This is a genomic window from Hymenobacter translucens, assembly GCF_020685205.1.
Taxonomy (GTDB): Bacteria; Bacteroidota; Bacteroidia; order Cytophagales; family Hymenobacteraceae; genus Hymenobacter; species Hymenobacter translucens.
This window is the reverse complement of sequence record NZ_JAJERB010000009.1, coordinates 47,895-67,460: the sequence shown is the minus strand read 5'-3', so window position 1 is coordinate 67,460 and position 19,566 is coordinate 47,895. Positions and strand designations below refer to the sequence as shown.

The following is a 19,566-nucleotide window of genomic DNA, read 5'->3' as shown; positions in this document are numbered from 1 at the left end:
TTTAAAAACACATGGACGAAGAAATTCAGTTTTATCTGAGCGAAGCCGAAGAATCGATGGGCAAAGCGCTGCAGCACACGGGTCTGGAGCTAAGCCGCATTCGGGCGGGCAAAGCTTCCCCGGCGATGCTTGAGAGCCTGCGCGTCGATTACTACGGCACGCCTACGCCCATCGCGCAGATTGCCAACGTGAACACTCCCGACGCCCGCACGCTGTTCATCAAGCCCTGGGAGAAAAATATGATTGCGGAGGTAGCCAAGGCTATCAAGAACAGCGACCTGGGCCTGAACCCCCAGTCCGATGCCGAAGGCGTACGCCTGAACATTCCGCCCATGACCGAGGAGCGCCGCCGCGACCTGGTAAAGCAGGCCAAGACTGAATCGGAGGCCGGCAAGGTGCGGATTCGCGCTATCCGCAAAGATGTGAACGAGTCGCTACGCAAGCTCCTCAAGGAGGGCGCGGCCGAAGACTCCATCAAGGATGCCGAAGCCAAAGTGCAGAAAGCTACCGACAGCTACATCAGCAAGATTGATGACCTGACGAGCAAGAAGGAAAGTGAAATCATGACTATCTGATTCAACCTTTCGAGGAATAAAAAAGCCCCGCCGGATAACCGGTGGGGCTTTTTCGTTTTAACTGCATCTACTTCCAGTAGCCCTGCCGGATAATCTGCTCTTCTACGGCCTCGGGCACCAGGTAGCGAATCGACTTGCCGGTACGGACGCAGTCCCGGATAAAGGTGGCGGATATGTCCAGCAGCGGCGCATCTACCACGCGTACGCCGGGATGGGCATTTACAGCTGTGGCATCCACGCCGGGCCGGGGATACACGTACACTTCGTGCTCGGCCAGAATGCGGTCGGCCTGCTTCCAACGGGGCAAGCCGGGCAGGTTGTCCTCACCCATCAGCAGCACAAAGCGGTGGTCGGGGTATTGCTGGCGCAGCTCGTCGAGCGTATCGATGGTGTAGCTGGGCTTGGGCATGCTGAACTCCACGTCGAGGGCGCGGAGCCGGTCGTTGTGGCGTATGGCGAGGTTAACCAGTTCCAAGCGCTGCTCCCCCGGCAGCAGCTCCTGCTGCTCCATCTTGAACGGGCTCTGGGGCGACACTACCAGCCACACGGCATCCAGATCGGTATGCGTGGCCATGAAGTGGGCCAGGATGAGATGCCCGGTGTGCAGGGGGTTGAAGGAGCCAAAGAGCAGCCCCACTTTGACGGCAGAAGCTGAACTCACAGAATGGCAGGCTCGGCGATAATGAAGTCCCGCACCAGCTTTTCAGCCTGGGCCGAGGCTTCATCAAGGTCGTCGTTGACGATAGTAGAGTCGAAGCGGTCTTCGAAGGTAAGCTCGAAGTTGGCTTTGTACAGGCGGGACGAGATGCTGGCGGCGGAGTCGGTAGCCCGGGTCCGCAGGCGGGCCTCGAGCACCTCAAGCGAAGGCGGCTTTACAAACAAAGCCAGGGCCCGGTCTTTGTAAAATTCCTTGATGCTGAGGCCGCCCTTTACATCGACATCCAGGATGGCGTGCTTGCCGCTTTCCCAGATGCGCTCAATCTCGGATTTCAACGTGCCATAGAAGGCTCCCTCGTACACCTCTTCCCATTCCACGAAAGCATCCTGGCGGATGTGTTCCTGAAATTCCTGCACGGACATGAAATAGTAGTCCTTGCCGTTGGCCTCGGTGCGCCCGCGACGGTCGCGGGTACAGGCCGAGATGGAGAAGCTCAGCTCTGGAATCCGATCCAGCAGCCGGTGTACGATAGTAGTCTTGCCGGCTCCGGAGGGAGCCGAAAACACGATGATTTTACCCTGCATAGGGCAAACTTAGGCCATTTCGGCCTGAACTCTCGCCAGGATGGTCTGAGAAAGGCTGGTGGGCACCCCTTTGCGGCCCACATGCTCGGTCAGGAAACCGACGAAAATGCGCTGCTTATCAATGCTATCGAAGCAGGGAGAGCAGTCGTCAGCGTGGCTGATGATATAATCCTCATCTTCCGCGCTGGGGGCAGTGCCCACAATAAGCTGATCAAGAATAGTATTCACGCGTTCACAGTCGGCGCCGTTGGCAGGGGCTTCCGATTCGTTGGTTTTGGTAGTAGAGGTAGCTTCCATAGGTGGAACCAGGTTTGGTTAGTCGTTATCTAAAGTGTCAAGGTCTTCTTCGTTGCCATACCCCATGGACTTGGCGTATTTCTCCAGCTTCTCCTTCAGGAAGTTGCGGGCCCGGTGCAAGCGGGAGCGAACCGTTCCGATCGGGATATCCAGCACTTTGGCCATTTCCTCGTAGGTGAACCCTTCCAGGTCGCAGAGGATAATGACGGTGCGAAAATCCACGGGCAGTGAGTTGAGTGCGCTGGCCACTTCGTCGCCGATGAGGTCGCGCACAGACTGCTGCCGCATATCAGAGGAGGTGCTGCCGGCGTCACCGTCGGCCTCAACATCTTCCGTGTTGTAATACCCTTCAATTTCGCTGTAGTCGACTTTGGCGGGTTGTTTACTCTTCTTGCGAAAGTCGTTAATAAACGAGTTTTTCAGGATGCGAAACAGCCACGCTTTGGCGTTTGTTCCCTGCTCGAAGTACTCAAAGAAGCGATACGCTTTTAAATAAGTTTCCTGTACTAAGTCATTTGCATCGTCTTCGTCGAGCGTAAGGCGATAGGCAAAGTTGTAAAGTGGGTCCAGCACCGGCATCAGTTCAGCCTGAAACCGGCGGTCCTTTTCTTCTTTGCTTAGTTTGGGTACCCGTTCGGGAGAGTCGCTCATGGACGGAAAAGTTACGACTGAAGGCAATTGAATACCAGCAGCCTACCGACAAATGTAAAAAATATACCTGCTTGCACTGCCAGCGTCGGGAAGGAACACCAGGTAGTACTACGCTGCCATTACGGAAAATCTATAGATAAAACCGAATACCCAGAAAGGAAGGTGGGTCTCCGGTCCGATATTTTCCGGCCTGGCCGGGGCAATACGGGGGCAGGAAATGTATCACCTACGGATTTTGCTGCTCCGCAGGTTGCACTCGCAAACCGGCAGGCCCGGGCACGGATAGCTGCACAGGGCCATCGACTGCTGACCAACCGGGTCAGCTTTTCGAGTCCGGCGGCGGTAAAACCTGCCACTCCTGAATATGAGCCAGGACCTGCAAAGACGCAATAGCCCGGATACAGGTACAGGCGGCCGGCTGCTTGCGACAGTCGCTACAGTCAGGCCGGTCGAACACCAGGTAGTGCGCATGCGCACCCAGCGGGGCCCAGCGGCCGGGGTGCATGGGCCGGATAGGCGGATATAGCCCGAGCGCATACCGGCCCAGAGCCGCCGCCAGGTGCACAGGACCCGTGCTGCCCGCCACCAGCCCGTCGGCGCCCGCAATAAAGGCCAGCAGCTGCGGCAGGGACAGGCGGCCGGTGAGGTTGCCGGCCAGTACCGGCCCGTGTTCCTGCAGCCAGGATGCCAGTTCCTCCCCCTCAGCCGCAGTGCCCGTCACGAACACGCGGTGCCCTGCCTCGTGCAGCAGCCGGGCCAGGGCACCAAAGTGCGCCAGGCCCCATTCGCGGGCACTGCCCCGGGACCGGGGGTGCAGCACTACGTTGAGCTGACCCGGCTGCCGTGCGGCCAGCAGCTGTTGCCACTCCGCAGCCAACGCCTTGCCGGCTTGCAGACGCACCAGCTCGGCTACCTCGCCAAGCGTGAGCGGAAATTTTGGGCGAGCAGCCGGGCCCGCAGGGTTCCAGTCGGCCAGATGCTCCAGAGGTTCCAGGAGCTGCAGGTTAAGCTGAGCCTCGTGCAAGGGGGAATGCCGGCGGCTAAGCGACACCAGCTGGTTACAGGTAAGCCAGTGAAACCACCGGTTGCGCGTGCCGATGCGGGTCGGAATCCCGGCCCGCCGCGCCAGGCGAGCCAGCAGCTTATTGGGGAACACGTGTATTACCACATCGGCCTCTACGTCGCGCAGCATCTGCACCTGCTCCAGGCGGCGCAGGGGCAGCAGCTCATCGTAGTTGAGAAATCCATCCACCCAGGGGCAGGCTTCGGCCACGGCCCGGGTGTAGGTGCGCCCCACCAGCACTACCCGGCAGCCCGGAAACAGCTGGCGGAGGCGGCCGCACACCGGCAGGGTCAGCACCACGTCGCCGATGGCATCGATCCGACTAACGAGAAACGTTTTCATAGGCCGGACCTCGTGCGCAGCTTGGCAAACTTCAGAAAGACGCCCCAGGCTGAAATGACGGCAATGCACAGGCCCGCAAACCCATCGAGGAGGCCCAGGCGGAAGAAGTAGCCATGCACGAACTTCCAGACCGGCTTCAGCACCAGGTGAAACAGAGTTACGCGGGTTTTGCCGCGCAGCGCCAGCTCGTCGGCGGCAATGCTGGTGAAGCGGTTTAGCTGCTGCACGTGCTGCTCCACCGAATGGTAGGAATAGTGCAGCAGGTCGCCGGGCAGCACGCCCACCGGCTGCCCGGCCCGGGGCTCGTACCGTTCGTGCAGCAGCAGGCCCTCCCAGCGCCCCAGGCGCCGGTCATAGAGCCGAAGCTTGCGGTCGGGGTACCAGCCCCCATGCCGCACCCAGCTGCCACAGTAGTTGGTAAGCCGGGCCAGCTGGTAGCCGGCACCCTGCCAGCGCTGCTTGGCTTCCCGGATGCTCTGGCGCAGCTCGTCGGTGAGCACCTCATCCGCGTCGAGCTGGAGCACATAGTCGTACCGGGCCCGGGCGGTAGCGTAGTTTTTCTGCTCCACATAGCCTTCGAAGGCGTGCTGCTCGACCCGGGCACCGTGTGACTGACAGATAGCAACCGTCTGGTCGGTGGAAAAAGAGTCCACCACCAGCACCTCGTCGGCCACGTCGCCCAGGGCCTGCAGGCAGCGGCCGATATTGCGCTCTTCGTTGTAGGTGATGATGACGACCGAGAGGAGAATGGGCATAGGCAGGCCAAATATCCGGATTTGCGGGCAGCTTGTTACTGTTGCCCGACGACAAATCCGGCGGTGCTACCAGGGCAGCCTCTCCGCCCCAAACCTGCCGCCCTAGTGCCCTAGCTCGTCAGTGCCGCCTGATTCGGCCTTTTGCTTTGCCATAAATTCTTATAATTACGCTCCACTCAGCTACTCTCCCCAATGGCTACGATGAATTTCCCCCGCATTTATCAGTATCGGTTCCAGAATACGAATACGGCCAAAAAGCAAATCGTCTGGCATGAGCTGGCTCACTGGCTGTACAAGGGGTACCTCAACCGGCCCCAGCGGATCCTCGACCCGGCCGGGGGCCTGTGCGAGTTTATCAATGCCGTGCCGGCTGCCGAGAAGTGGACCATTGACCTGGAAGAAGACTTTATCCGCAAGCACGCCAATCCCGAGGTTACCATCCGCGTCGGCAGCAACCTGGAAGTCGACCTGCCGCAAAACCACTTCGATGCAGTATTCATCTCCAACTTTCTGGAGCACCTCGAAACGCAGGAGCAGGTAGCAACCATGCTGCAGCGTATGCACGGCGCCATGCGCAAAGGCGGGCGCATCGTTATCATGGGGCCCAACTTCAAGTGCACCTACAAGGAATACTTCGACTTTGCCGACCACACCGTTATCCTGACCGAGCTGGGCGTGGCCGAACACCTCTACGGGGCCGGCTTCACCATCGTGAAGACGATTGACCGATTCTTTCCCCTTTCCTTCCGAAGCGGCGGCTACCTGCCGGTTACGCCCCTTACAGTCAAATCTTATCTGAACATGCCCCTGGCCTGGAAGGTAATGGGCAAGCAGTTTCTGGTTGTAGCGGAGAAATAGAAACCGCCTCTAAACAAAAACCCCGCTCAGGCTGCCTGAGCGGGGTTTTTGTTTGATCTGACTTTTGAGCCTAGTAGCGGTACAGGTCCGACTTGAAAGGCCCCTGGGGCTCCACGCCGATGTACTGGGCCTGCTTGGGCTTCAGCTCGTCCAGCTCCACACCGATTTTGGCGAGGTGCAGGTAGGCAACCTTCTCATCGAGGTGCTTGGGCAGGGTATACACTTTGTTCTCGTAGGCGGCCGCGTTCTGCCACAGCTCCAGCTGAGCCAGCGTCTGGTTGGTGAACGAGTTCGACATCACAAACGAGGGGTGACCGGTGGCGCAGCCCAGGTTTACCAGACGGCCTTCGGCCAGGATGATGACTTCTTTGCCGTCGATGTTGTACAGGTCAACCTGGGGCTTCACCGTGTCCTTGGTGTGGCCGTAGTTGCTGTTCAGCCAGGCCATGTCGATTTCATCGTCGAAGTGGCCGATGTTGCAGACAATGGCTTTGTCCTTGAGGGCGCGGAAGTGCTCTTCGGTGATGATGTCGCAGTTGCCGGTAGCCGTCACCACGATGTCGGCCTCCTTGATGGCATTGCTCATCTTTTTCACCGCGTAGCCGTCCATGGCCGCCTGCAGGGCGCAGATGGGGTCAATTTCGGTTACGATAACGCGGGCTCCGGCACCACGCAGCGAAGCGGCAGTGCCTTTCCCTACGTCGCCGTAGCCGGCTACCACGGCAATCTTGCCGGCCATCATCACGTCGGTAGCGCGCCGGATAGCGTCTACTGCCGACTCCTTGCAGCCGTACTTGTTGTCGAACTTCGATTTGGTAACCGAGTCATTGATGTTGAAGGCAGGCATGGGCAGGGTGCCGGCTTTCACGCGGTCCATCAGGCGCAGTACGCCGGTGGTGGTTTCCTCGGAAATGCCTTTCACACCGGCGGCCAGCTCGGGGAACTGGTTCAAGACCATGTTGGTGAGGTCACCACCGTCGTCCAGAATCATGTTCAGGGGCTGGCGGTCTTCGCCGAAGAACAGCGTCTGCTCGATGCACCAGTTGAACTCCTCTTCGTTCATGCCTTTCCAAGCATACACCGGGATGCCGGCAGCGGCAATGGCAGCGGCGGCGTGGTCCTGCGTCGAGAAGATGTTGCACGACGACCAGGTAACCTCGGCTCCCAGCGCAATCAGGGTCTCGATGAGCACCGCGGTCTGAATCGTCATGTGCAGGCAGCCGGCAATGCGGGCACCGGCCAGGGGCTTGGCGTTGCCAAACTCCTCACGCAGGGACATCAAGCCCGGCATTTCGGCTTCAGCCAGACGGATTTCCTTACGGCCCCATTCGGCCAGACTCATGTCCTTTACTTTGTACGGAACGTACGTTTTCGTCGTGGTTTCCACCATGATGGAGTTTGATTTGTGTTGCTAGTCAACTACAAAGTTACTCAATTTGTTCTCGCCGCAAACGGGAAAAGCCCGAACATAGCGTCCGGGCTTTCCTTGACCACGAGGGCGGGCCGGTTAGTTGTTTTCGATGATAACCGCTTTGGGCTGCAGGTTTACATCCACGTTGGAGATGCCACGCACCAGCACAGTGTAGATTTTGCCGGCTACGTAGTTTTTGGAGCCGGTGCCGCTGCCGGTACCGTCGCCCACGGTAAGCACCGTGATGCTGGGGTTGCCGGCGGCAATGGCCAGGTTGTAGGTACCGGCATTAATGGAGAGGTAGCTCGAAGCCGTTCCGAAAGCTATGTTGGTAATCAGGTCGGTGGAGCCGACGGCGTTTACCTGGGTTAGCTTAACGGGCGACGGCGCGCTTTGCGCCAGGTGTACCACCCGGATCTTCGCCATGTTGGCGGCCGGGGCCGTCAGGTCGTCGTTTACCAGAAGGCCGTTTACAATGCTGCCGGTGCCGGGGGCGTAGGCATACAGGGAATAGCTCTTGTCTTTTTCGATGGTGCTTGTGACGGTAGCCGTGTTCGAGCCCGAGGCAGCAACGTTTACCTTAAACACCCGGCTGCCGGTCTGCACGTTCTGATAGGCGCTGTTCTGGCCATAGGTCAGCTGGGCTTTTTCCGCGTCATCAACCAGGAATTTCAGGCCTACGTTGGCATTCGCTGCGGCGTGGACCATCATCACCCGGCCCTGGTCGGGCACTACGGGAGTGGGCTCGGGCTCATCGTCACCGCAGCTGACGAGGGCGAGGCCGAGGGGAAGAACAGCTGCCAGCCAATGCCGGCGAATGGTATTCATGGAAAGGTTCATGAGGGAAAGATTTAAGAGGAGTGGATGCAAATTGCACTTGCCACAGAACGTAACCTGACCTGCTTTTGTTGGGCCCGGAGTCTGGTGCTGCTGCCGTCCATCAAACTGGTAATCTTTTTATGAAGGATATACCTATAGCAGTATGTATCTAACCGGTCACGGTTTATCTTTGTCATCTGCTTTTCCTTATATAGCCCGACGATGCTCCTGAATTCGCACCGCCTCCTGATTATCCTGACCGCCCTGCTGATCTGTTTCGGCTTTAAGGCAACCGCTCAAACGGCTCCTGCGGCCACGACGACTATCAGCCTGAGCCCGGAAGACCAGGAGCGGGGCCTGAACGGCGTGCAGCGCAACTTCTTTTTCCGCACCAGCTCCGAGGGTGAGTACCAGAACGCCGGCTATTTCGGCCAGCGCCTGCGTCCCTACCTGGCCGGTGACGAGGACGCGCTGAACAACCTGAACAACTACCGCCGCCAGAAGTGGCTGCACCTCGGCGAGCGGGTCGTCTTTATCAGCTCGGTGCTCGTGTACAGCCAGCAGGTGCTGGCCAAGGATGAGCAGCAGTACTTCAACAGTGTGCAAAAAGTGGCCGTTGGCGTTGCCGTGACCAGTCTGCTGAGCAACGTCTTCATTACCCGGAATACCAACAACCACATGATCCGGGCCGTAGAAGCCCACAATGGCAGCCTGCCCGCTGCCCGCAGGGTTTTCCAGCGCCTGGCTCCTACCGGAGTCGGCCTGGCCGTAGCGCCCACTGGCCAGCCCCAGCTGGCGCTCCGCTGGAGCCTGCGCTAGTTTTCCTCCTTTGCAGGACTAAATGCTAGAGTTTCCGCTGCCCGAAGCAGCTCGTCAGTACGTGGCCCAGCACCTGCACGATGACCCAGCCAAGCTGGCGTTGCAGGCCCGGCGCTACCCTACCCTGCCCGTTCCCGATCTGGTCCGTCAGATTCAGGCCCGTCAGAAAGCCCGCACCAAGCTGCCGGCCTGGGCGGCCAACCCGGACCTGGTGTTTCCCTCTTCTCTTTCGGTCGAGCAGTCGTCCTCGGCCCGCACGGCCGCTTTTAAGGCTGGTCTCGTAGGCGGTCGAAGCCTGGCCGACCTTACGGGCGGCTTCGGCGTGGACACCGCGCACTTCGCCGCGCAGGTCGGCTCGGTTCATTACGTCGAGCGGGACCCCTCGCTTGTAGCCGTGGTGCAGTACAACCTGCAGCAGCTGGGCATCGGCAACGTACAGTTTCATGCCGACGAGGCCCTGGCCTTCCTGAAGGCCACCGACGAGACGTTTGACTGGATTTACCTGGACCCGGCCCGGCGCGATACCGCTGACCGCAAAATCTACCGGCTGCAGGACTGTGAGCCCGACGTGCTGCGTCTGCTGCCTTTGCTGCTGCACAAGAGCCCGCGCATCCTGCTCAAAACCTCGCCCATGCTGGACATTGACCAGGCCGTGGAGCAGCTGGCCCATGTGCGCCGGCTCTGGGTAGTGGCCGTCGATAATGAGTGCAAGGAAGTGCTGTATGAGCTGGGCGCCGAGCCGGCCGTGGACCCGGAACGGTTTACCGTGAACCTGCTGCGCGACGGTACCCAGCAGGAGTTCCGGCTGAACCGGGCCCGGGAAGCCCGGGCTATTGCCCGCTACGCTGAGCCCCTGCCCCAGGGCTACCTGTACGAGCCCAACGTGGCTGTCCTTAAGGCAAGCGGCTTCCGCAGTGTGGGCACGGCCTTCGAGCTGCTCAAGCTGCATCAGCACAGCCACCTGTACATGTCCGATATGCTGCGCCCGGACTTCCCGGGCCGGATTTTTCGGATCCGGGCCGCTGAGAAGTACGACCGGAAGGCCTTGCGAGCCCACCTTGGCCCCGAAGCCCGAGCCCACGTCACGACCCGCAACTTTCCGGACAGCGTCGCCGATTTTCGTCACCACACCGGCATCCGGGAAGGTGGCGACACCTACCTGTTTGCCACCACTGACCTGCGCGGCCGCCTGATCGTGCTGGTTTGTGAAAAGGTTAGCCTGCAGGAGCAGACAAGCTGAGCAGCCATTCGCTTTGAAAAGCAGAAAGCCCCGACCAATACCTGCGTCGGGGCTTTCTGCTTTTGCTTTTATCCGGGTGGAAACCGTCCCGACAACCTCACTACTTCATCTCGCCGGGCTCACCCAGGGGCTGCCTTTCACCCGAAACCGCCAGGGTAATGCGGCATCGGATCCTGCGTAATCGATGCCGACGCGGGGACTTGCTGTTACCAGCTCGGGCGGCAGCGTTTCGTTGCGGTCTTCCAGCCAGATCAGGTCGCCGGTGACGTCGGTGCCGTAGTGGGCGGTGGTGATGCCCAGGGCCTGGGTAAGCAGGCCCGGCCCCGCCGTCAGGTTGCGGGCGGGAGCGGCCAGGCCCCGGCGCAGCTGCATTTCGGCAAGTCCCTCCGTGGGCTCAAGCCCCCGAATCAGCACGGCGTCGGCCTTGCCGGCTTCGTTGGTGATGATGTTGAACAGCGTATAGCGCCCGTAGATCAGGTAGCAGTAAGCCACGCCGCCTGCTTCGTACATAATGCTGGTGCGCTTGGTAAACCGACCCAGGTGGGAGTGGCAGGCCTGGTCGTTGATATGGGCATAAGCCTCGGTTTCGACAATCCGGCCACCGGTCAGCACGCCGCCGATGCTGGTGAACAGGTATTTCCCCAGCAGCTCCCGGGCAATCTGCACGACGTCGGGGCGCTGGTAGTAGGCGGCAGGAATCTTCATCTTTTTAAATGTGGGCAATGTGCGGATAGGCTGCTACGCTTTTCTGAGACGCAGCTCGCCGGCTTTGGAGCGGGCCCTTAGCGGTACTACATACGTGCCCAAGCAGAATCCTGTCCTGAGTTCTGCCTGCATTTGTTAGCTGGCTTCATTCGCACCTCAGCACCTTCCCTTCATCAGCACATTTTATTCCCTTATCTTTGCTTTCGTTATAGGTGGCCGGACTCTAATTGCGGAGCGAGGCTGAAAAGGGAATCCGGTTACATTCCGGAGCTGTCCCCGCAACTGTACGCTTCATACCAGGCGCGGCTTATCCGTGGCCACTGTTTCGTTGACGCCGCCCGAGGGAGGCCGAGAAATGGGAAGGCAGCCCGCTCAGAAGCAAGCCAGGAGACCTGCCTATACATTCCCAGGTTCAGCGCTTTCGGGTGAAAGGCGGAGAATGAATGCAGTTGCGGCCCCCGGGCCGTGGATTACCCTGTTTTCAGCCTCGGCTTCGCGGCCGTTTTTCAAAGAACTACCCGCGAGGTTTTGAACTGAATTTTCCTAAACCGGGAATTTAGTTCGGATGCATAGTACTCGTTTTCCTGCGTGGCGGCCACTGCCCCGGTTTGCTCCGGTGCTTTTCGGGCTTCTTTTGCTGCCCGGCCAGGTGCTGGCGCAATCGACGCCGGCACCCGATACGCTGCGGCAGATGCTACCCTCGGTCCGCGTAGAGGCGACGCGCACCAGCCGGTTCAGCGTCGGCTCCACCACCCTGTCCTTTGACTCGGCTACCCTGGCCCAGTACCGCGCCGGCACCGTGGCTGATCTGCTCAGTGCCCGTTCGGCGGTGTATCTGAAAAACTACGGCCCCGGCCAGCTTTCCTCAATTTCCCTGCGCGGTACCTCGGCCCGGCACACCGCCGTGCTCTGGAATGGGTTCAACATCAACCTGCCTTCCCTGGGCGAGGCCGACTTTGCCTTGTTTCCGCTTACCGGTCAGCAGCAGGTAATCGTGCAGCCGGGGCCGGCCGGAGCCACCTACGGGACCGGCGCTGTGGGCGGCACCGTGCTGCTGGGCTCCACGGGCACCTGGGGCCGGGGCCTGCAAAGCAGCGTACAGCTTGATGCCGGCAGCTTCGGCCTGCGGGCCGGCAACGGAGAAGTCAGCTTCAGCAATGAGCGGGTATCGGTGCGCACCGCGGCGCTGTACCGGGAGGCAGCCAACGACTTTCCCTACACGGCCTTCGAGGCAGGGAGCCGGGTGCGCCGTCGTCAGGAAAATGCGGCTTTCCGGCAATGGAGCCTCACCCAGGACGTAGCCGTGCGGCTGGGCCGGCAGAGTGAGCTGCTGGCTTCGGCCTGGCTAACCGATGCCGACCGGCAGATTCAGCCGGCTATGGGCTCAGCCAACAACCACGCCCGGGAGCGGGACCAAAGCCGGCGTGCCCTGCTGGGCTACCGCCACGTAAGCCGCCGGCATGAGTCGGTGGTGCGGGCAGCCTGGTTTGACGACGTGCTGAACTACCGCAACGACAATGTGGACAGCCGCTCCCGGGTGAAAACCACCCAGGTCCAGGCCGAGCATACCATAAACTTCCTGCCCCACCTAAGTCTGCGCCTGGGCACCGAGGTGCAGCATTTCTCGGCGGTGGTGGATGGCTACGGGGAGCGGCGCACCGAAAACCGGGCCGCCGCCTTCAGTCTGCTGCGCTTCGACCCCTCAGCCCGGCTGCGGCTGTCGGCCAACATGCGCCAAGCCTTTCTAAGCAACCGCCGCCCCCCGCTGACGCCCACGCTGGGGGCCGAGTGGGTAATTTGGCAGAAGCGTAACGCCGAAGCAAGCTCGCCCGTCCAGCAGGAGCTCACGCTGAAAGGCAACGCCTCCCGCAGCTACCGGGCCCCTACGCTGAACGAGCGGTACTGGCGGCCCGGTGGACAGCCCAACCTGCTGCCGGAATCGGGCTTTGGCTACGAGGGCGGACTAGGCTACGAAGCCATACGCCCGGGTTGTAGCCTGCAAGCGAGCATGACGGCCTATCAGCAGCTTGTCAACGACTGGGTGCAGTGGGTTGCCCACCCTACCGACGGCTACTACCTGCCCCGCAACCTGAAGCTGGTTCGCACCCGGGGCGTGGAAGCCTCGGCCCGGGCCAGCTGGCACCGCGCCGGCTACCGCCTCACGGCCCAGGCTGCGGCAGCCTTTACCCAGGCCCGCAAGCTGAGCGGGCACGCGGCCGACTTCGACCCCACGAACCGGCAGCTACCCTACGTGCCGCTGACCACGGCCACGTTCAGCACCGACCAGACATGGCGCAACTGGCAGCTTGGAACCGTGCTCAGCTATACCGGCTACCGCTACACCGACGCTTCAGCCACCGACTTCCTGCCGTCCTACCTGCTGCTCAACGCTACCGTAGGCCGCACCCAGCCCCTGGGCTCCCACCTGCTGCTCACCGGCCTGGTGCAGGGCTACAACCTGACCAACCGCACTTACCAGAACTACGCGTACCGCGCCATGCCGCCCCGGTCCGTCAACCTGAGTTTACGGCTGGGCTGGCGCTAACCTCACTCGTTCACTTTTTCCCTTTAACCTTTTTCTATGTTCATCCCCAACTCCCTTTCCACATTACGCTTGTTGCTGCTGACCGGCGTTGGCTCTCTGGCCCTGTTCAGCTGCGACCCGCCGACGCCCGAGCCCCAGCCGCTGTATAACCTGGCCAAGGATGGCAACAATGTCTTTATCATCAACGAAGGCGCCTACGGTACTCCCAACGGGGCCGTGAGCTTGTTCAGCAAGACCTCGAAAACGGTAGTCGACAAGAACATCTTCACCACCGTCAACCAGGGCGCGCTGGGCGACGTGGTTCAGTCGATGCTGGTCGTGGGCCAGCAGGGGTACATCGTAGTCAACAACAGCAACAAGGTGGAAGTGGTAAACCTGACCACCTTCAAGAGCGAGAAAACGATTACCGGCCTGCAGCAGCCCCGCTACATGGTGGTTGCCGGCACCAACAAAGCCTACATCAGCCAGTGGCAGGGCAGCCCCTCGGCGGGCTATACCGCCGGTAAAGTGGCAGTGCTCGACCTGACCACCAATACCGTTACGAGCTCTATCAACGTCGGCGTAAACCCGGAACAGATGCTGCTGGCCAACGGCAAGGTGTACGTCTGCAACTCCGACCAGAACACGCTCAGCGTCATCAACACCGCGACGAATGCAGTGGAGTCGACCATCACGGTACAGGACGCGCCCCGCAGCATCGTGCAGGACAACGCGGGCAATATCTGGGTGCTGTGCAGCGGCATTACCCGCTACGGCCCGGCGCCGAGCTTCCCTATCCTGTCCGCCACGCCGGCCAACCTGATTAAGCTTAGCGCCGGCACGCTCACGCCGACGGTGTTTCCCTTTGCTTCGGGTGGCGCCAGCGGCCTGACCCTGAACGGCAACCGCGACCAGCTGTACTACCGCTACCGCGGGGCCGTGTACCAGATGAGCATCGGCAGCGCTACGCTGCCCGCTTCCCCACTGATACGCCGCAGCTTCTACGGCCTAGCCGTTGACCCCCGGGACAACACGATTTACGGCTCGATTTCCCCGTTCACCACGGCCGGCAAGTTTATCCGCTACCAGCCCACCGGCGCGGCCATCGACTCATTCGAGGTGAACATCGGACCCAACGGCTTCGTGTTCTATTAACCGGCAGGTTAGCTGCTAACGCACAAAAGGCCCCTCCACCGCAGTGGAGGGGCCTTTTGTGCGTTACGTGGGGCCGAAGGCTACTTCTTGTCCTCCATGCCGTTGCTGTCGGCGTCGCGGGCGTCCTCGGCGCGGTCGAAGTCCTGCTGACCGGTACGGCCCTGGGTGGTATCGGCATCGTCCTGGGCACCGATGCCGTCTTTAATCGGTCCGTTGGCAGCGTCGCCATTAGGGTCCATATTGTCCGGGTTCTTGTTTTTGGCGTCGCCGTCTTCCACGTTGGTGTCGCCGGCGCGGGTGCCGGTGTCGCAGGAAGGAAGGGTGAAGAGCAGCAGACCGGCAAACGCCAGGGGGCGAAGGAAAGGGAGGGTTTTCATAGGAGAAGCTGGAAACAGAATGGGCAACCGAAGTTCTTCTCTCCTACGGCAATCTGCCGGCGCGGTTATTTTCCGGCCGCGGTACCGCTCGGGGGCAGCTCGCATGAGGCATGGCAGTTCTAAGGCAAGTGCCGTTACTTTGTAAGCCGCTGCCGAATCTTCTCCGTGGTCCTTTGCAGTAAGCGTGCTGCTATTACTTAGCAAAGTGCTATATTAGCCCCTTCTTCCCGATGCCCAACCGCTCTTTCACTTCTGCTGCTTTTCATCCCCTGGTTCGCCGCGCAGCCATTCTGGCAGCCGTGAGCCTAGGGCTGGGGCTGGCTATGATTTTGTACCTGTTTGGCTGGCAGGACTATTTCTTCACCCGACTGCTGGGGGCCTTTGTTTTATTTTTCTGGCTGCTGGCGGTAACTTTTCTGGGGGTAGTGCCCTTTATAAGCTGGGCCACTGTGAAGTGGTTTGGAGCTGACTGGGCCGAGGAAAATATTTCGCGGCCGCGCACTGTAACCTCTGCTCCGACTTCCCGTAAACCCGCGCGCAATACTCCGCGTACCGAAACCAGAAACCGCCCGTGAAAACAACTCTTCTGCATATCAAAAATATGGTGTGCCCGCGTTGCATCGACGCGGTGCGTAATCTGCTTGAGCAAGCCGGCTACCAGCCTACCGAAGTTAAGCTCGGCCATGCTCAGTTAGCCCAGACGACCCCGGCCGACCCCGTAGCCGTGGCGCCCATCCTGCGGGAAGCGGGTTTTGATGTGCTGATGGGCCGGGCCGAACAGCTTACCGAACAAATCAAAGGAGCCCTGGGCGAATACCTCGAGCACCTGCGCACGGCCCGGATGCCCCTGACCACCTCCGCCTTTCTGACCGACCGTTTCGCGGCAACCTACTCCCACCTCAGCAAGGTTTTTTCCCGGACGGCCAACCTCACCATCGAGAAATACCTGATCCGCCTCAAGATCGAACGGGTCAAGGAGATGCTGAGCTACGGCGAGCTGACCCTGGGCGAAATTGCCGACCAGATGCGCTACAGCAGCGGGCAGCACCTGTCCAACCAGTTCCGCCAGGTTACCGGCCGCTCCGTCAGCGAGTTTCGGCGCGACCTGCTGCCCCAGCGCCTGAGCCTGGACAGTCTCTAGCTAACTTTTTTACTGCCCTTACAGCGGGCCGCTGAAGCGAATTGCAACGCTTCGGCGGCCCGCTTTGTTTAGCCGGCGGCTACGTCCGCGCTCTACACGGACGAAGGCTTCACCCGTGCGTACCTTTGTGGTCCGCTTTGATTTTGCGCTGCCGTGTCCAGTCCCCGCATTCTGCTTGTTACGCCCCCGCTCACCCAGCTCAATACCCCCTACCCGGCTACGGCCTACCTGAAGGGCTTCCTGGCCGGCCGCGGCTATGCCGTGACGCAGGCGGACCTGGGGTTGGAGCTGGTGCTGAAAATTTTCTCCCGGTCTGGTCTGGCCCGGGTCTTCGCCGAGATTGAGCGGGGCCCCTTTGCCTTAAGCGACAATGCCCGGCGGATGTTGCGCCTGCAACACAGCTACCTGGCGACCATTGAGCCGGTCATCCGCTTTCTGCAGAACAAGGACAATACCCTGGCGTCGCGCATCTGCCACAGCCGGTTTTTGCCCGAGGCCGCCCGGTTCGACAATGTGGCCGATCTGGAAACGGCATTTGGCACCATGGGCCTCAGCGACCAGGCCCGGCACCTGGCTACGCTTTACCTCGAAGACCTGGCCGACCTGCTTAAGGAAACCGTTGGACCCCAGTTCGGCTTTTCACGCTACGCCGAGAAGCTGGCTTTATCGGCCACTTCGTTTGAGCCGCTCTACGAAGCCTTGCAGGCCGAGCCGAACCTGGTCGACCAGATGCTGCTGGAGCTGCTCGACGAGCTGCTGGAGCGGGTCCGGCCCGACGTTATTGGCTTCACCGTTCCGTTCCCCGGCAACCTGTATGGGGCGCTTCGGCTGGCCGGACGAGCCAAGCAGCGCCTCCCCCACGTGCAAACCCTGATGGGCGGGGGCTACCCCAACACCGAACTGCGCCAGATCCGGGAGCCCCGCTTCTTCGACTACATCGACTTCCTGACCCTGGACGACGGCGAAGGCCCCTGGCTGCGAATTTTGGAAGCTATTAGCCGTCAGCTGTTAGCTGGTAACTCCTCATTCAAACACACCCAAGGAAAAGCTAACAGCTATCAGCTATCAGCTAATAGCTCTATTCAGTTGCAGCGTACATTTCTGCGCAATGAGGCCGGTGAGGTCGAGTATGTCAACTTTCCCCAGCCTGACGTACCACACCAGGAAGTGGGCACCCCGGACTATTCCGACTTGCCCCTGAGCGAGTACCTGTCGGTGATTGAGGTGCTGAACCCGATGCACCGGCTTTGGAGCGACGGGCGCTGGAACAAGCTCACCATTGCCCACGGCTGCTACTGGAAGCGCTGCTCGTTTTGCGACGTCACCCTCGACTATATCAGCCGCTACGAAACGGCTCCGGCCACCTTGCTGGTGGACCGCATCGAGCAGATCATTAAGCAGACCGGGCAAACCGGCTTTCACTTTGTGGATGAGGCCGCCCCGCCCCTGGCCCTGCGTGACCTAGCCGTGGAGCTGCTGCGCCGGCGCGTGAGTATTACGTGGTGGGGCAACATCCGCTTTGAAAAAACCTTCAGCCCCGACCTGTGCCGGCTGCTGGCGGCCAGCGGCTGCATCGCCGTGAGCGGGGGCCTGGAAGTAGCGTCGGACCGGCTGCTGGCCCTGATGGAGAAGGGCGTCACCATTGCCCAGGTGGCCCGGGTTACCGAAGGCTTCACCCAGGCCGGCATTATGGTGCACGCCTACCTGATGTACGGCTTCCCGACCCAGACCGCCCAGGAAACAATCGACTCGCTGGAAGTGGTGCGTCAGCTGTTTGGGGCGGGCATCGTGCAGAGCGGCTACTGGCACCGCTTTTCCATGACGGCCCACAGCCCCGTGGGCAAGAATCCTGGGAAATACCAGGTTGCCCCTATTGGGCCCGAGCCCGGCGACTTTGCCTGGAACGACCTCTGGCACGACGACCCCACCGGCGCCGACCACGAGCTGTTCGGGCCGGGCCTGGCTAAAGCCCTGTACAACTACCTGCACGGCGTAGCCCTCGACGAGCCCCTGCAGTTCTGGTTTGACTTCCGGGTGCCCCGCCCTACCGTGCCCCGCCACCTTATTCAGCAGGCCCGGCAGGAAGGCGGCAAGCCCGATGCAGCCCGGCTAAACCAGCGCCTGTTCTGGCTGGGCAACGCTCCGGTGCTGGAAATTACCGAAGCTAAAAAGGGCGCGCGCGCCGTGCTGACGTTCTACGAGCAGGCGGAGGATTTCGAGGTTAAGACCAGCGTGGGAATTGGAGAATGGCTGCATCAGCTGCTGACCGGGCTGTCCGCTGACTATGAGCAGAAGCTGCTGCTTAAGGACGCTGCCCAGCGCTTCCCCCGCGACAGCGCGGGCATGTCGTTCGAGGCATTCACGATTTCGCCCCCCTGGCTAGTGCTGCGCGAGAAAGGCCTTTTGCTCCTATAAGACCCTACAACGAGGTCAGCCGGGCCTCACAACGGCATAGCGGAAGATAATCCTGGCTGCTAGCGCGCTGCGGCAACGGTGTCAGCTGGGGCTACCTGGCCGAGCCATCTGAGTACCTCTTCGACGCTGCCCGTGGCCAGCCCAGGCCATTCCCACTTGCCTTCTTCGCTTATCTTCCCCCGCTGCATCAACCGGTGATCAGCCTGGGCGAAGGTTCGCACCTGGCTGCCTCTGCGGCCCCCAAGAGCATTGCGCAGGCGCCGGCTGCTTTCGCGCGCGTTCAGAAGCGTATCCTGGTTGCCGTAAAGCCCCAGCACCGGAACCCGCTGCCGGGCCACGGTCCGGAATGGCTGAGCATCGGTGGCCGTAGACAGTCCTACGCTCTGAGCGATAAGGAAAGCGACCTGCCGGTGACTGGCAGCCAGCACAGCAGCGGCATAGCCCTGGCTTCCGGCCGCCCAGATACCAATACGACTGGTGTCTACGCGGGCCTCCTGCCGAAGCGTCTTCAGCACCTGGCGCATCAGGGGCAGGCGGGCGGTATCAGGCTCGGGGCCAATCGGGGTGTTGCCGGCTTCGGGTATCACCAGAGTCACGCTGAAGCCCTGCCGGGCCAGCGCATCGGCCCAGGTCAGTGCCGTCGCGGCATTGAGTTGATCCGGGAACAAAGCAATGGCGGGGTGCTGCATTGTGGTATCGAGGCTAATAAAGCGGAGAACAGGCTGCTTGCCGGTTGTAGTTTCCAGCTTGTAAGGCCGGGCCTCCGGCTGCCCCCGTCGCACCAGCAGCAGCTCACCTCGCAGGCTGTCGGCCGTGAACTCCCCCCGCCAGAAGTCTCCTTCCCGGATGGCCTCCACCTTGATATTGCCTACTATTCCACCGGGACTTTGCTCGAAGTCCAGCTTGGGTGCATTGTACCGCAGATTAAAAGCGGGAAACCCCGTGTTCTGCTGCTCAGGAAAGGAAACATCGGCCTGCAGCTGCCCGGGAACCGCTTCCCGCAAATTCAGCACCATTCGGAGGGGACTGCCCTGGTAGGTAATGGTGCCTTCGTAGTGCCCGGTAGGTAGCGGCTGCCGCCCAGTATCGGCGGAGCAGCCCAGCAGCAGCCAGGGCAATAGCAGGGCGGAGCACCGGCACACCGCGGCAAGCAGACGGGAAAAAGGCAGCAAAAGCC

The 19,566-nt window shown here is 60.9% G+C and carries 20 protein-coding genes and 1 riboswitch; of the genes, 9 read left to right on the top strand and 11 right to left on the bottom strand.

Annotation, left to right across the window (positions count from 1 at the left end; all coding sequences use genetic code 11):
* Positions 1 to 11 precede the first annotated feature (11 nt).
* The gene (gene frr / locus LJY25_RS17735) at positions 12 to 575 is read left to right on the top strand and encodes a ribosome recycling factor (protein ID WP_227609822.1); all 564 of its coding nucleotides are present in this window, start codon (positions 12 to 14) and stop codon (positions 573 to 575) included.
* A gap of 67 nt (positions 576 to 642) precedes the next feature.
* Here frr and nadD read toward each other — a convergent pair whose 3' ends face one another.
* The 6 genes from nadD to LJY25_RS17705 all read right to left on the bottom strand — a co-directional run bounded on the left by nadD (position 643) and on the right by LJY25_RS17705 (position 4,925).
* On the bottom strand, positions 643 to 1,236 hold the full coding sequence (gene nadD, locus LJY25_RS17730; RefSeq protein WP_227609821.1) for a nicotinate (nicotinamide) nucleotide adenylyltransferase: 594 nt from the start codon (positions 1,234 to 1,236) through the stop codon (positions 643 to 645).
* The gene (gmk, locus tag LJY25_RS17725; RefSeq protein ID WP_227609820.1) at positions 1,233 to 1,817 is read right to left on the bottom strand and encodes a guanylate kinase; all 585 of its coding nucleotides are present in this window, start codon (positions 1,815 to 1,817) and stop codon (positions 1,233 to 1,235) included. The genes nadD and gmk overlap by 4 nt, the downstream gene beginning before the upstream one ends.
* 9 nt (positions 1,818 to 1,826) lie before the next feature.
* Complete coding sequence (locus LJY25_RS17720; protein ID WP_227609819.1) at positions 1,827 to 2,114, bottom strand: hypothetical protein; 288 nt, start codon at positions 2,112 to 2,114, stop codon at positions 1,827 to 1,829.
* An 18-nt stretch (positions 2,115 to 2,132) separates the two neighbouring features.
* On the bottom strand, positions 2,133 to 2,765 hold the full coding sequence (locus LJY25_RS17715; RefSeq protein WP_227609818.1) for a sigma-70 family RNA polymerase sigma factor: 633 nt from the start codon (positions 2,763 to 2,765) through the stop codon (positions 2,133 to 2,135).
* Between the two features lie 319 nt (positions 2,766 to 3,084).
* Positions 3,085 to 4,170, bottom strand: coding sequence for a glycosyltransferase family 9 protein (locus tag LJY25_RS17710; protein WP_227609817.1), 1,086 nt, complete (start codon positions 4,168 to 4,170; stop codon positions 3,085 to 3,087).
* Entirely contained in the window at positions 4,167 to 4,925 is a 759-nt protein-coding gene (locus LJY25_RS17705) for a glycosyltransferase family 2 protein (RefSeq protein ID WP_227609816.1), read from the bottom strand. The genes LJY25_RS17710 and LJY25_RS17705 overlap by 4 nt, the downstream gene beginning before the upstream one ends.
* 192 nt (positions 4,926 to 5,117) lie before the next feature.
* On the opposite strand from LJY25_RS17705, the gene LJY25_RS17700 reads away from it, so the two are divergent.
* A complete protein-coding gene (locus LJY25_RS17700; RefSeq protein WP_227609815.1) occupies positions 5,118 to 5,783 on the top strand; it encodes a class I SAM-dependent methyltransferase in 666 nt (221 codons plus the stop codon).
* A gap of 70 nt (positions 5,784 to 5,853) precedes the next feature.
* On the opposite strand, the gene ahcY is transcribed toward LJY25_RS17700, so the two are convergent.
* Both ahcY and LJY25_RS17690 read right to left on the bottom strand, forming a co-directional pair.
* On the bottom strand, positions 5,854 to 7,173 hold the full coding sequence (ahcY, locus tag LJY25_RS17695; RefSeq protein ID WP_227609814.1) for an adenosylhomocysteinase: 1,320 nt from the start codon (positions 7,171 to 7,173) through the stop codon (positions 5,854 to 5,856).
* Between the two features lie 117 nt (positions 7,174 to 7,290).
* The gene (locus LJY25_RS17690) at positions 7,291 to 8,022 is read right to left on the bottom strand and encodes a DUF4397 domain-containing protein (RefSeq protein ID WP_227609813.1); all 732 of its coding nucleotides are present in this window, start codon (positions 8,020 to 8,022) and stop codon (positions 7,291 to 7,293) included.
* A 213-nt stretch (positions 8,023 to 8,235) separates the two neighbouring features.
* On the opposite strand from LJY25_RS17690, the gene LJY25_RS17685 reads away from it, so the two are divergent.
* A complete protein-coding gene (locus LJY25_RS17685; RefSeq protein WP_227609812.1) occupies positions 8,236 to 8,832 on the top strand; it encodes a hypothetical protein in 597 nt (198 codons plus the stop codon).
* A gap of 22 nt (positions 8,833 to 8,854) precedes the next feature.
* Complete coding sequence (locus LJY25_RS17680) at positions 8,855 to 10,072, top strand: class I SAM-dependent methyltransferase (protein WP_227609811.1); 1,218 nt, start codon at positions 8,855 to 8,857, stop codon at positions 10,070 to 10,072.
* Between the two features lie 105 nt (positions 10,073 to 10,177).
* Here LJY25_RS17680 and LJY25_RS17675 read toward each other — a convergent pair whose 3' ends face one another.
* Positions 10,178 to 10,777, bottom strand: a complete 600-nt coding sequence (locus LJY25_RS17675) for a DNA-3-methyladenine glycosylase (RefSeq protein ID WP_227609810.1) — start codon at positions 10,775 to 10,777, stop codon at positions 10,178 to 10,180.
* 193 nt (positions 10,778 to 10,970) lie between these two features.
* A riboswitch (cobalamin riboswitch) is annotated at positions 10,971 to 11,191 on the top strand.
* 202 nt (positions 11,192 to 11,393) lie between these two features.
* On the opposite strand from LJY25_RS17675, the gene LJY25_RS17670 reads away from it, so the two are divergent.
* The gene (locus LJY25_RS17670; protein ID WP_227609809.1) at positions 11,394 to 13,322 is read left to right on the top strand and encodes a TonB-dependent receptor; all 1,929 of its coding nucleotides are present in this window, start codon (positions 11,394 to 11,396) and stop codon (positions 13,320 to 13,322) included.
* Between the two features lie 36 nt (positions 13,323 to 13,358).
* Positions 13,359 to 14,456 (top strand): DUF5074 domain-containing protein, encoded by a 1,098-nt coding sequence (locus LJY25_RS17665; protein ID WP_227609808.1) that lies wholly within the window; start codon positions 13,359 to 13,361, stop codon positions 14,454 to 14,456.
* Positions 14,457 to 14,536: 80 nt separating this feature from the next.
* Here the strand turns inward: LJY25_RS17665 and LJY25_RS17660 are convergent, their stop codons facing one another.
* Positions 14,537 to 14,833, bottom strand: coding sequence for a hypothetical protein (locus LJY25_RS17660; protein WP_227609807.1), 297 nt, complete (start codon positions 14,831 to 14,833; stop codon positions 14,537 to 14,539).
* Positions 14,834 to 15,063: 230 nt separating this feature from the next.
* Between LJY25_RS17660 and LJY25_RS17655 the strand changes: the two genes are divergently transcribed.
* From LJY25_RS17655 to LJY25_RS17645, 3 genes are all read left to right on the top strand, one after another.
* Positions 15,064 to 15,408, top strand: coding sequence for a hypothetical protein (locus LJY25_RS17655; protein ID WP_227609806.1), 345 nt, complete (start codon positions 15,064 to 15,066; stop codon positions 15,406 to 15,408).
* Complete coding sequence (locus tag LJY25_RS21415; protein WP_227609805.1) at positions 15,405 to 15,974, top strand: AraC family transcriptional regulator; 570 nt, start codon at positions 15,405 to 15,407, stop codon at positions 15,972 to 15,974. Before LJY25_RS17655 ends, LJY25_RS21415 begins: the two co-directional genes overlap by 4 nt.
* Positions 15,975 to 16,127: 153 nt before the next feature.
* Positions 16,128 to 18,389 (top strand): B12-binding domain-containing radical SAM protein, encoded by a 2,262-nt coding sequence (locus LJY25_RS17645; protein WP_227609804.1) that lies wholly within the window; start codon positions 16,128 to 16,130, stop codon positions 18,387 to 18,389.
* A gap of 59 nt (positions 18,390 to 18,448) precedes the next feature.
* Here the strand turns inward: LJY25_RS17645 and LJY25_RS17640 are convergent, their stop codons facing one another.
* Positions 18,449 to 19,561 (bottom strand): dienelactone hydrolase family protein, encoded by a 1,113-nt coding sequence (locus tag LJY25_RS17640; RefSeq protein ID WP_227609803.1) that lies wholly within the window; start codon positions 19,559 to 19,561, stop codon positions 18,449 to 18,451.
* Positions 19,562 to 19,566 lie beyond the last annotated feature (5 nt).